Raw genomic sequence first — 12,308 nt, forward strand, 5'->3', positions numbered from 1 at the left:
TGCAGATGGTTCAAACATCAACGGGGGAAACATGTCTGAGAACATCGAGTCGGGGTCGACTCCCAGTCGCCGTTCCGCTCTCCGCCTCGGAGCGGCCACCGCCGCCACCGCCGCGGCAGCGGTGGGCCTGAGCGCTCTCGGCACGCCCAGCGCTCTGGCCGCCGCCAGCAGCGGCCCGCAGCCCGGCCTGAACGGCCAGCGGGTGAAGGTGCCCGGCAACGGCGCCGTCTTCCTGATCATGGACGGATACCGTCGCTGGATCCCGAACCCGGCCACCTACGACAGCCTGTTCCGCAACTGGAGCGGCATCGTCTCCGACACCGGCGTCATCAACATCCCGGAGGGCACTGCCCTGACGAGCGGCGCCACGCTGGGCCGGGCGCAGGGCGGCACCGCCGTCTACCTGTTCTCCAACGGCACGAAGCGCTGGGTCACCAGCCCCGCCGCGATGGACAAGTACTACTTCAACTGGAACCGGGTCGTGACCCTCCCGGCAGTCACCGTCGACAGCGTCCCCACCGGGGCCAGCCTGTCCTGAGCATCCTCGTCAGGCACATCGTGGCGGTCACCGGTCGGTGACCGCCACGATGGCTTGACGGATCTCAGAACCGCCCCGGATGCAATGGAAGCGCGAAGCGCATTCCGCCCAGGTCGGCATCCCTGATCCCGGGTCTCTTCCGGCCGTCATCAGGGTGCTTTCCGCGCTCGGCAGGGTGCGCCACGTCTGGCAGGAACTGCGGCGAAACAACGCACCATTGACGTCACGGAGCCTGCGAGCAACAAGCGGCGTAGACGTGAGGCAACCAAAAGGTAGTCACCAGTTCTCGATCGCCGACAAGCAGGTCACCAGCACCTCATGCACGTCTGCGGCACCGACGTTCGAGAAGGGCACGCTCTTGATCTCGAAGAAGACCTGGTACTGGCCTTTCGATCCCGGGTGGCGCGTGACACGGTTGCCGTAGCGCTGTCGGATGATCTTGTCTGTGCGGTTGTTGAGCGTGCCCCGGGCCGAGGACCCTGACTTAAGATGAGGAAGCGTGATCTTCTCGGTCACGGAAAGCTCCAGTTCCATGACCGCGACCTCCTTCTTGTTCTGGCGCTCCGTGTGCACCGCCTTGAGACGCACCACGACGGCGATCTGCCCGGATCGGCTGGTGAAGCTGGCTGATCGCTCTCCGGCCTGGAAATTGCCCAGCCCCGAGTAGATGTAGGCGATGCGCCGGCACAGGTCTTCCTCGGCAAGGGCATCCGTGCCCGATGCCGCCAGAATGAAGGCTTCGGCCCGCCCGAGGGTGGCGACCATCTCGGCCACCTTCTGCGGCCGCAGCTTCGGGTCACGGTGCGTCGACGCGACGTAGAGGTCAACGATCTCGGTGGCCGCCCGGTCGTCGATCTGTTCCCCCAGCTCCTGGATCAGCTGTTGTCTGTTTTTCTCGAAGTCGTCACTGTTCGGGTTTCGCCCCGTCAGGATGTAGAAGAAGAGCTGCCCCAGGGAGAAGACGTCGACGGTGGCCTCGCGCGCCGCTGCGGTGTTGGGCTCATGCAGCTGCTCGGGCGCGGCGTAGAAGATGACACCGCCGACGGCGCCACCGGATGTCGTGATGGTGCGGTTGGTCTCGTGGTACGAGAGATCGAAGTCGGTCAGGTAGGGCTCAGGGTTTCCTTCTTCGTTCTGCACGACAATGATGTTTTCGGGCTTGATGTCACGATGCCGCACGTCGCGCGAATGCGCGTGCTCCACGGTGTGGGCGATGTCGAGCATCAGGCGCACGACCGCTTCGGAATCGCTGCGATCGAGGTAGTAGTTGCGCAGGTTCTCCCCCGGCACGAAGTCCATGACGAAACCCAGGGGAACGTCGGAGAACTCACGCACCGCCACCACGTGGGCGTCGTCCAGGCCCTTCATGGTCTGATACCCGTTACGGAACCTCTGGACCTTGACGTCGTCGTCCAGCTCGTTGCCGTGAAAAACCTTGTAGGCGACCATCTCGCCGCTCTCCGTCTCGACTTCCCAGACATGGCCGTATCCGCCGTGGCCGATGAGACGAGAGACCCTGCCGAAGGCCATCTCCTGCCCCAGGGATATTTCAGCGAGCGAGCGACGATGATCCAGGAGCCGAACGTGCAGATCCTTCCAGTTCGGGTTCCGCCGGATGTCCGGCAGATCCTTCTGCGTCTCCTCGAACCAGCGCAGGGTCTGCTCAAGGCGCTGAGCGCACCGCTTGGCCCCGCCGGCGACCCGGCGCCGGTGATCTGACAGCTCTTCCCGATGAAGCGCATACTGCTCGTCAACCAGGGTGTGCGCTTTCGCGAGATTCTTGGAGAGCTCGGCCTTCTCGAGCGGGCGGCCGATGCGAGGCTCGAAGCCACGCCCCAACGCCACGGTGCCGGCCACATCGCCCTTGAGCACCGGCGTCTGCAACTCGCCAGGCACCACGCGAGCCGCATACTCGTGCAGCGACAGCAGGGTCACCTGGCCGTAGTGATCCACGGCATCGCTGAGCATCCCGTCGATCAGCGCGGAGGTGTATACCCCGTGCGACGAGTCCAGAAGTTCCTTAGCGGTCTCTTCCGGACGGCACGCAGCCAGGATGCAGCGACTTTCGTTGACGGTGGCGACTTCTCGGTCGACATCCTCCACACGCAGCGGCCTGCTGTTGGTCCACGTGTGACTGGACCCGGCGTGACAGCAGTCGAGGATGGCCACGACATGGCTGTAGTGCTGACTGGCCGATTCCATCAACTGCGCCAGCTGCGCCAGCGATATGCCGGGATCGTAGTTCTGGGCATCGTGGGTGACCAGGTGCCCGGCGCTCCCCAGGACCTCACCGTGGCCGGCGAAGTAGAAGAGCAGCATCTCCCGGTCTTCCCGCCCGTACGCCAGTTCGGAGAGCGCCTCAAGAATTCCCTGGCGGGAGGCTTGTGAATTCAGCAGCACCTTGCAGTTGAAGTCGTACTGTTCCAACGTGAGACACGCTGCCATCTCGCGAGCGTCCCGGACGCACGCGTGCAGTGGGGCGTCCGGATAGGTGTCAATACCGACGACCACGGCGTCACGCATCGTTCACGACCCTTCTCAACCGCTGGGAGTCCCTACCCCGCCTGCCGAAATGTCAGATTACGGCGTTCTCTCCGTTCGCACGTGCCCCTTTGTTCACCTCTTGACGCAATCTCGGAGACTCCTGCCGGTTCAGGGCCACGACTGCGCTCACGTACGAGACCGCGATGGCCAAGCCGCTGCCGCGCTGGGCCTGTGACCGGCACCCCACGGGTGGCCGCCACGACGCCTGTCCGCGCCGGAATCAGATTCACCGCATTCCGGTCACATCGGCGGCCTCGTTCTCTGGTCTTTCCGGCCCACACCCGAAAAACTGGCGGTAACCGGCCGAGCACCGCCAAGGAGTTTCTTCGTGGAGATCAAGACCCCGCACGGCGACGATGCATCCCAGCTGCCCACGATCGAGCAGGTGGCCCAGCACGAGGTCTACAAGAACCAGTACGTCACCGTGTACGACGACGAGGTTCTGTTCGGCGGCGTCGTCCCCGGCCGCTACCTGCGCATTCTCGAGCGTGACAACAAGCCCGGCGCCGGCGTCCTGGCGCGCTGCGGCGACCGCTACGCCCTGGTGCTCACCTACCGCTACCCCACGAGCGCCTACGAGTGGGGTATCCCCCGCGGCTTCGCCCACGGCGACGACCCGGCCGCCACCGCACGTAATGAGCTCTCCGAGGAGATCGGCGGGCGACCCACGTCGCTCGTACCCCTCGGGCTGGTCAATCCGAACTCCGGCCTCCTCGCGGCGCAGGTGCACCTGTTCCTCGGCGAGTTCGACGCCGAGGTGGCCACGCCCGAGGACGAGCAGGAGATCCTCAAGGTGCGCTGGGTCTCCCTCGACGAGCTGCTGACCGCGGTGGCCGAGGGCGAGATCGACGACGCCTTCACCCTTTCCGCCATCGCCCTGGCCTCGGCCAAGGGTCTGCTCGATGCTCATCGCCGGTAGTGCGGCCTTCGGGCTGGTCATCGGCTGGTGCCTTCGCGCCCCGAACCCGGCGCTCGTCGCCCTGGCGGCCGGCACGGCGGGGCTGGTCGCGGGCACGGGCTCCGGGCTGGCCACGTTGATCGGTGCCCTGGTCGGCGCCACTGCTCACCTGGCCCTGGTGTGGGCCGTCCTTCCCCCGCAGAGAGGCTGACATGAACATCACCGAGTGGGGCGCACTCGCCTTCGGCGTGGTGATCGGCTGGTACACGTACTTCGTGAACCGTCACCGGGCCGAGGTCAAGATCGCCGACGTCGCCTCGATCATCGGCGCGATCGGGGGCGGGGCCGTGCTGGCGCTCTTTCCCGAGCAGAGCCGCCTTTTCGGGTTCTACGGGATCGGACTCGCTGCGGGCTTCTTCGGCTACTTCTTGATCCTGGTGGGCATGGTCCTCATCCTGCGGAAGCAGCAGGATGAGGACGAGAAGAGGAAGGAGGCGGCGGCGAAAGCGGAGGCTGCGGAGAAGAAGCCGGAGGCTGCGAAGAAGGACCTGCGCAGCAAGTGGTCGCTCGAATGGTTCCTCGACGGCCGCCGACCGGCGCTGGCGCCCGGCCAGATCGGCGCCGAGAAGGAAACAGGCCACGCCATGAGCTTGGGAGGCGGCTCCAGAACCCCCTGATCCGCCTCGTCAGACCTCCGACTCCATGCGCAGATTCGGCGGGGCGAAGGCCGTGTAGATGAGCCCCAGGGGGTTCTTTCGAGCCAGCAGGTCGAGGCGGGCACCCCGCACCGCCTCGGCCACCGTCTGCCCCCGGGTCACGAACCGGTCCAGCATCGCATCGGCGAACTCCGCGGCCAGCTCCTCGTACGTCACCGTCTCCGTCCCGATCACGCCCGACGCCTTCTGCTGAACGAAGATCTCCGCGAAATCGGCCGTGTGCTGCGGCTCCACGGCCCGGGTCTGGCATCCGTTCAGGAAGACGAGCGGACGGGTGGCCGACCAGTCCGGCAGCTTCTGAAAGTCGTGCCCGTCGATGAGGAACTGCTCGTCGCTCGGCCCCACGCGCAGCTTGGCCCGGTTGGAGATGACGCCTCCGTGGCAGAACAGATAGATCAGATGTGGCTGACTCCGGCGGTCCTTCAGCGCCTCGATGAACGACCGGCGGGTCTTCAGAACCGGCGGCTGCCCCGACCCCAGATCGGTGACGCGCTGGGGATGCCCGAGCCCGAATTCCGGCGCCACGCCGACCACCACGCCGGGCCTGCCCCGGTACCAAATCGTCGTGACGCCTTCGGAGAGGTCGGGGTTTCCCCGTCCCAGCGAACCGGTCGCCGAGCGCGGCACTCCGAGCAGATGCCGGAATCCCCAGAAGCCGCTGGGGCACAGCACACTCTCGATCGAGAAGTTCGGGCAGTTCCCGAGAAAACACGCTGTCCCGGCCAGATCCTGGCCTTCATCGACCGCTGCCCGGAACGTGGCGCACAGCTGCACCGATTTGCCGGTGACGTCGAAGGGGTGATCGTAGAAGAGCGCCGCCGGAATGGACTGCCGGGCCTCCGCCGTGTTCGCCAGCTCGATCACCGTGGGCTGCTGCAGCAGGCGGGTGAACCGGTAGATGGGGCCCTCCTCCCCGAACCCCGCCGGCAGCGGACCGTCCAGGTCGTCTCCGTACGCCGCCACCACCCGGCCCGCCACCGTTCCCCAGTTCTGCTGCCCCACGCACGCCAGCTTCACCAGGTCGTTCTCCCACGACTCCGGCGTCCCCGCGGCGTAGGGAAACGTCCCGTGGAAGGTGCCCGCGTCGTCCTCGATCGTGGGGTTCTTCCGGTAGAGCACCGAGGCCAGGCAATCACGCATCTCCTGGTACAGCGCGGCCTGCTGGGTGGCGGGCAGAGCGAGGTCCATCGCACCGGTGTCGGCCGAGCCGTGCAGACCGAAACCGTTGAGCAACAGGCGTTCCACGTTCCGGTCGCGCCCGTCGGCATCGATCGACAAGCTTCCCGGCGCGACCCGGTGACGCCCGTCCGGGGCCGGACCGGCGTAGGTGACCTGGGTGTTCTGCGCGAATAGCGCGTCCTCGTCGTCGTCGGTCACCGAAACACTGATCTCCCTGGACTGCAGCAGCGTGCCCTCGTGGAAAAGCTGGCACCGCAGGCGATTGCGGCTGGCGACGCGCGGTGTGCGGATCCGGAAGAACAGACGGAGGCCGCCTCCCGCCGACCCGTCGGGCTGACGGCTCACGATCACCTGCTGGTCGGCGCCGATCACCAGTTCACCGGTGTCCTGGTCCCTGGGCACCTCGAACTCCCCGGGGTGCGAGGAGATCCGGACCGTCAGCCTCATCCCCGGTTCCTCACCGTGCAGAAGCGGGAACGCGGTGCGATCGGCGTCCCGCAGGGCCCGCGGCGCCCGGTCGGTGATCTCGAACCAGAAGGTGTACAGCTCGCCCCGGCGCAGGGTGCGATCGGATTCGACGACCGAGCCGGTCGACGGATCGGTGAACCCGGTGTCCACCCAGCGCGAGCGCCGTCGGTTGTCGCCGGCCGCGGTCTGCGGGCGCCGGCGTTGCGGCTGGCGTCCCGGAACCGGGCCGGGCCGGGCCGCCGGCGGCATGCCGGCTACCAGTTCCCGCAGCGTTTCCTGCAGCAGCCCAGGGGCTTCCGATGGCCGGGGACCGGACGCCCGGGACAGTTCCTCCTCCCCCGTGCGCGGCGCCTCCCGCAGCTGAAGGATCGTCTCCACGTGGCCGCTCCACGGACCCGAAAGACTCGGCGTCCGAGTCAGATACGGCCCGATGCGGGCCGCGATCGCCGCCGCGTGCCATCCCGGGCCGTTCCGGACGGCGGCCGTCAGCGACGCGACGGCCCGCGTCTGCGCGGAAGGGTCGTTCGCGAGAGCCGGGAGACAGTAGGCGACAGCGTCGTCGTCGAGCCGACTGAGGTCCACAGCTCCGCCCGGCTCCCGCACCGACTCGAGCACCTGCACCACCGACGCGCTCGTGGCCGGGTCGTAGGGCCGGACCGGGCCACCGGTACGGTCGATCAGCACGTCGGTGACCGTCTCCCCGATGAGCGGCCAGCCGTCCCTCCCGCTGAACCGGGCGGCCAGCTCGGAGACGCTGCTGATGTCCTCGCCGGGAAGCAACCGGGCCAGCCATCCCAGTGCGGTCGGCGCGGCTTCGGAGCCCCAGAACCACTGCAGATGCGTCATTTTTCGTCGTTCAGCTCCTCGGTGATCGTGCCCAGGGCTTCCAGGTGCTCCCCGGCCGCGAGCGCGCTGTCGAGGTCGGTCCGGGTGGCTTCGCCGAGCTGGTGGGTCTGGTGGTACTCGGTCTCTCCGTTGCTCATGGTGACGGCCAGTTCTCCGTCGCCGCCGGACACGATGCGGGGCAGTTGCCGGGTCAACCGGGCGATGTGGGCCTGCCAGGCGTCGCGGAAGGCCAAGGCGTCGACAACCTCCCGGCCCAGCTGGTTGTGCATCAGGTCGGTCGACTGCTGCCAGGAGACGCGACGGTCCGGGTCGGCCAGCAGGTTCCAGTACTCGGTGAGGACCCGGTCGAGTCCGGCGGTGGTCGGGCCGGGCAGCTTCGAGCCCGCGGTGAGGAGTCCGGTCATGCGCTGGGTGACGCGTTCGGCCTTGATCTGCTCGGGGATGGAGGCGGGTTCGCGGGTCGCCCGGATGATGCCGAGGGTGAAGGCGTTCATGTACTTGAGATCGTCGCGGCCGTCGTGGCGGGGTACCGACGACATGTACTTGAACTGGGCGGTGGCGGATTCGGCGAGAGTGGCGTTGTAGGCGGTGTCGATGAACTCGCGCACGAGTTCGTCGGTGGTGACGTCGCCGCTGTGGACGACGGCCACGGCTTCGAAGTCATGGGCCCAGGTGCGCGCCGTGAACGCGTTCTTCCGGGTCTGCTGCTCGCGCAGCCGGTCCCGGACCCGGCGGGCCAGGTCGGGCGGGCAGTCGGCGATCTGGGCCATCTCATCGACGGTCGGATCGTCGAGGTCCACGAGCGTCCGCACGTACGCCGGCAGTGAGGTCTTCGGGTTCACGGCGTCGTGGCTGAATCCGGTGTGGTCGAAGTAGGAGTCGATCCGGAGCAGAAGGTCGTACTGTCGCTCCAGGCCTGGGAACTGCGCTTTCAGTTCGGTGGGGAGCGGGGCGTCGTACGTCGCCCCGCCGCCGCTCTCCTTGTGGGCCTGGATCCTCTTCAGCTGCTCGGCGAGCAGGTCGCGCTCCGTGGGCAGATCGGTGATCTGTCCCCACCCGGAGAGCCGGAAGTGCTTGTCCGGGTCGGGGTTGTGGCGCTGCAACTGGTCGGCGCAGCCGGTCAGGTAGCTGGGCTGGCGAAAGCGGAACAGGGAGAACGGCATCTGGCTCTTGAGGTCGTCGCCTGCGGCCGGGTGCCGGACGAGCGCTCGCTGGCGGGTGTCGAGCATGACGTCGGCGAAGTCGAGGAAACTGCGTGAGTCGAAGGCGTAGGTGTTGTTCAGGGCGAGGCTGCGGCCGAGCAGCAGGCTGATCACCGATTCGATGTGCGCCTGCGTGATGTTCAGGTCGTGCGGCCGGGAGCTGAAGGTGGCTCGGGTCGAGTCGAACGACTCGTGGAACACCAGACGGTCGGTCATCGCGGTTTCCCCTCCTGATGGCGGAACGGGTCAGGTCGTGGCCGGAAAGACCACGCCGGTGGAACCTTCTCGCAGATAGAGCAGGGGTACGGCCGCGGCTTCGGGTTGCCCGCGGAGCACGTAGTCGCGCAGGGCGCGGGTGAAGGCCCGGTCGACGGCCGTGCCGTTCAGGGCCGCGGTGGTGACGGCTTCGACCAGGGCGTGGACGGTGTGGGTGTAGACCTTGAGGCGCATGCCCACCACGGCCTCGACACCGTTGCTCACGAGCTGGCGCGCGAGTGACGACGACTCGCAGCCGATCAGCACCACGAGCCGGGCGCCGCTCTCGGCCAGGGCGGCGGCGACGTCGTCGTTGGGCAGCTCCAGGTTCTCGTTGACGACCACCCCGTACGGGTCGGCGTGCGCCCACAGGTGCACCACGTCCGCCCGCTCGCGCAGGTCGTCCGCTCCCCCGAAACGCCCGACCGCACCACGCGGCAGCGTGATCTCGACCCTCCGGGTGCGCCGTCGCAGCTCGTCGTAGGCTCTGACGGCCGGATCGAACGCCGGGTCGTCGGCTCGCAACACCCTCAGACGGGGTCGTGTCGTGGGTTTCTCGACCATCGGCCGGTCCGCCGGCACCCGGCGCACCATCGACACCGGCGGCTCGCCGAACCAGATCAGGGGCTCGCTGCCGGGGTGCAGCAGTTCCCACGGCACATCGGCGAGTCCGGCCTCGTGCTCGGCGGGGATCCGCAGGTCGAGGCGCACCGGGAGGTCGGGGTCGCTGCCTCGGGCCTGGTCGAGTGCCCGGTCCAGGCCCTCCGACCAGAGCCGGTCGCCGAGGGTTCCGGCGCGGTCGAGCGCATCCGTGAGCGATGTCAGGCTGTCCGCGCCGGCCAGGTCCGTGAGGTCGTTCAGTTCGTTCATGGGCAGCCGCACCGGTTCAGGCTGACCGGCGACCGAGACGAGGCAGTTCTGACCGCTCTCGTCGACGCTGAGGTCGAGCGGGACCACCCCCGTCCCGTACGTGCTGTCCGGTTCCATCAGGTCGTAGGCGGTGAGGCGCAGGCCCTCCGCCGTCACGATCCGTCCGGCCCGGGTCGCGATCACGGCGGCCTTCGTGGACAGAGCGGCCACGATGACGGCCTGAGGGAGGTCTCGTTGATCGCGGCCGGGTTCGATCACCGCGGTTCCGTTGTCGTACGCCCCCGCGAAACGGCCGGCGCCCAGGGGCACCAGGCGGTTGGGCTTGATGGTCAGGTGCATGACGGACGTGCTGGTCGCCTGGTCGTGCGCACTCACCACGAGACCGGCGAGGGTCAGGGTCAGGGCTCCCGCGTCGGTCATGCCCACGAGCCGGTCCGCACCCGTCGGGCGGCTGGTGGCGTGGTTCCCGTCGTGGAGCAGCAGGGTGCCGTCGCCGTCCAGCACGGCGAGAGTGTCTCCGTGGGTGGCGAGGCCTTCGACGGCAGCCGGCCGGGTCGTGTGCCAGGCGCCGCCGAGCACGTGCACCTCGTTGCTGATGGCGTAGACCGCCTCCCCCATCCACGACGCCACCGCCCGGCCCAGGCCCGGGGGCTTCAGTTTCTTGGGCTCCAGCCCCGGCCACCAGAACCAGGCCCGGTCCGAGGTCGCGAGAAGCCAGCCCCGGCCGTGCCGGGCGATCCGGTTGACCGTCTCGCCCACGTTGGCGGGTTCGGCGTCGACCAGGACGCCCCGGGGGTCGTAGCGGTACAGCGCGCCGCGCTCGGTCGCGGCCAGCACCGCTCCCGGCGCCTCCCTGGCCGGCCGGCCCTCGAACTCGGCTTCCTGTTGCGACTGCGTGTCGAGCTCGGTCTCCCTGGACGGTCCGGCCGGTTCCAGGCCGATCGCCGTGATCCGGTCGGAGGTGGCGAAGACCGGATCGGCGTTTCCGGCCAGGGCCAGGCCCCACTGGGTGACTCGATCGCCGATCGCGGTGACCAGGTAGCTGTCACCGGCGAAGGCGACGGCCGTGGGGTTGCCCTCCACGTGGAGAACGGATGCCTCACCGTCGGGCGGGCCGACCCAGCAGGTGCCCTCGGTGCCGGTCGCCGCCAGCAGACCGCCCGGCGACCAGGCGAGCCGGTGGCCCCCCAGCTGCGCCGTTCCCCAGAGCTCGTCACGACCGGCCGCGCGCACCCGGGGCCGCGTTCCGACCGTGTACGCCAGGAACTGGCCCGTACTGTCGAACGCGGCGGCCCGGACCTGTCCGCCGAGGTGCTCCTCTTCCTCCCAGGCGTCACCGGCCCACCGGGCCAGCGTCCCGTCGGCCCAGACCACCCGGACCCCACCGGGCTCCAGACCGAGTGCGGAAACCCGGGACCCGGTGCCGTTCTCCCAGCGGGACAGGGTCTGCCACCCGTCGAAACCGGGACGCCACAGGCGCACCCAGCCGTTCTCCTCGCCCAGGGCGACGCCTTCTCCATCGGTCGCCAGCGCGGCCGCCCCCGAGCGTCTCTCGGGGGCGGGCGGGGCGGTGTCCCCGGGCCATCCGGCCGCTGCGAACGCCCCGTTCACGCCACCCGCGACGACCTTGCCGCCGCAACCCACCAGTGCGAGCACGTCACCACGGAAACGGTTTTCGAAGACCTCGGTTACGCTGCCGTCCTCGGCCCATCGCTGGACACGACCGGCCGAGGCGCCGATGAGGACGTCGGAGCCGAACCCGGCGAGAACCGTCACCCGCTGCGCCGCGATCCGCCGCTCGCGCCGCTGCCGGCCGTTGCGGGACCACGACGACCACCGCGTGCGCAAGAACGGTTCGCCCGACGCGATCAGCCACGCGACCGCCCACCGCTCGACCTGCGGAAGCCGCCACTCGACCGCGAGGTCGAGCACCGCCTGAGCCAGGCGCACCTGGAGCGGCAGCGTCTGCCGCAGCAGTTCGGACTGGTAGTCGTGCACCTGGGCCTGCGCGTGGCGCAGCGCCATCGCCAGCTCGGCCTCTTCCGGGTCGTCCGGATCGAGCCCGTCCAGCAGCGCCGGCACATCGATCTCCGCCGAGCCCCCGAGCCAGGGCAGCGGTAGCCCGCTCTTACGCACTCGCCCCCGAGCAACATGCATCACATCACTCAAGCAGCACTGAGCCTGGCGTAACACCCAAAATGGAAGTTTCGCCGTGCAACGTTCGCGATCAGACCACTGACGTCACTTCTCTTTCTTCGTTCACATCAGACCGCCGGCTGCACTCACCGCGTGGCCGGCCCGTCCACGAACGTCAACGGGCCGACCACGCGTCCACCATCGTGAGAACGCGGAAACGGGCGGTCCAGCCGCTGCGTCAGTCGTCCGAACCGCTGGACCGCTCGCCAAAAGGTGGCCCATCGGGCGGTGTCTCGCCCGCCGCCACCCGGTCCGAGACGCGAGCTCCCACGACGCGCTGAGCGCCACCCGAACCCACGTCTACCGGCGACGGCCCCGGATCCGGCGGTTCGTCGCTCGCCCGCGGTTCGGAGACGACGTCGACCTCGGTCATCTTCTCGGCCCGGGACTCCCCCGAGGCCGCCTGACCCGAGGGCGTGTGATCACCCTCGGCCCGGCTGCCGGCCTCGGCGTTCGCCACGGCCTCGTCGATCGTGGAGCCACCACGGCTCGGGTCCGGTGCCCCGAGGGCATCGTCGGACGGCTGTTCAGAGCTCACGTGCCCACCTCGCGATCACCTGCGGATCAACGACGCGCCCCTGCTGCCGGCGCCTCGT

9 protein-coding genes are annotated in these 12,308 nt (G+C 68.7%); 4 read left to right on the forward strand and 5 right to left on the reverse strand.

All coding sequences use genetic code 11. The features are described 5' to 3' along the window. The first annotated feature begins 31 nt into the window (after positions 1-31). The gene (locus tag J2S57_RS03835; protein ID WP_307238351.1) at positions 32-538 is read left to right on the forward strand and encodes a hypothetical protein; all 507 of its coding nucleotides are present in this window, start codon (positions 32-34) and stop codon (positions 536-538) included. 276 nt (positions 539-814) lie between these two features. Here J2S57_RS03835 and J2S57_RS03840 read toward each other — a convergent pair whose 3' ends face one another. Then, positions 815-3,061 (reverse strand): protein kinase domain-containing protein, encoded by a 2,247-nt coding sequence (locus J2S57_RS03840; protein ID WP_307238354.1) that lies wholly within the window; start codon positions 3,059-3,061, stop codon positions 815-817. 349 nt (positions 3,062-3,410) lie between these two features. Between J2S57_RS03840 and J2S57_RS03845 the strand changes: the two genes are divergently transcribed. From J2S57_RS03845 to J2S57_RS03855, 3 genes are read left to right on the forward strand one after another with little or no spacing between them, the layout of a single operon-like run. Further along, entirely contained in the window at positions 3,411-4,001 is a 591-nt protein-coding gene (locus tag J2S57_RS03845; RefSeq protein WP_307238356.1) for an NUDIX hydrolase, read from the forward strand. After that, positions 3,985-4,191: a hypothetical protein gene (locus tag J2S57_RS03850; RefSeq protein ID WP_307238358.1), complete on the forward strand. Its 207-nt coding sequence runs from the start codon at positions 3,985-3,987 to the stop codon at positions 4,189-4,191. Before J2S57_RS03845 ends, J2S57_RS03850 begins: the two co-directional genes overlap by 17 nt. Position 4,192: 1 nt before the next feature. Beyond that, a complete protein-coding gene (locus tag J2S57_RS03855) occupies positions 4,193-4,657 on the forward strand; it encodes a hypothetical protein (protein WP_307238360.1) in 465 nt (154 codons plus the stop codon). A gap of 9 nt (positions 4,658-4,666) precedes the next feature. On the opposite strand, the gene J2S57_RS03860 is transcribed toward J2S57_RS03855, so the two are convergent. From J2S57_RS03860 to J2S57_RS03875, 4 genes are all read right to left on the reverse strand, one after another. Further along, positions 4,667-7,189, reverse strand: a complete 2,523-nt coding sequence (locus J2S57_RS03860) for a CHAT domain-containing protein (RefSeq protein WP_307238362.1) — start codon at positions 7,187-7,189, stop codon at positions 4,667-4,669. Beyond that, entirely contained in the window at positions 7,186-8,607 is a 1,422-nt protein-coding gene (locus J2S57_RS03865) for a hypothetical protein (protein WP_307238364.1), read from the reverse strand. Before J2S57_RS03865 ends, J2S57_RS03860 begins: the two co-directional genes overlap by 4 nt. A 30-nt stretch (positions 8,608-8,637) precedes the next feature. Next, positions 8,638-11,673 (reverse strand): CHAT domain-containing protein, encoded by a 3,036-nt coding sequence (locus J2S57_RS03870; RefSeq protein ID WP_307238366.1) that lies wholly within the window; start codon positions 11,671-11,673, stop codon positions 8,638-8,640. 217 nt (positions 11,674-11,890) lie between these two features. Then, complete coding sequence (locus J2S57_RS03875; RefSeq protein ID WP_307238368.1) at positions 11,891-12,250, reverse strand: hypothetical protein; 360 nt, start codon at positions 12,248-12,250, stop codon at positions 11,891-11,893. Positions 12,251-12,308 lie beyond the last annotated feature (58 nt).

It is taken from the genome of Kineosporia succinea, assembly GCF_030811555.1.
Lineage (GTDB): Bacteria > Actinomycetota > Actinomycetes > Actinomycetales > Kineosporiaceae > Kineosporia > Kineosporia succinea.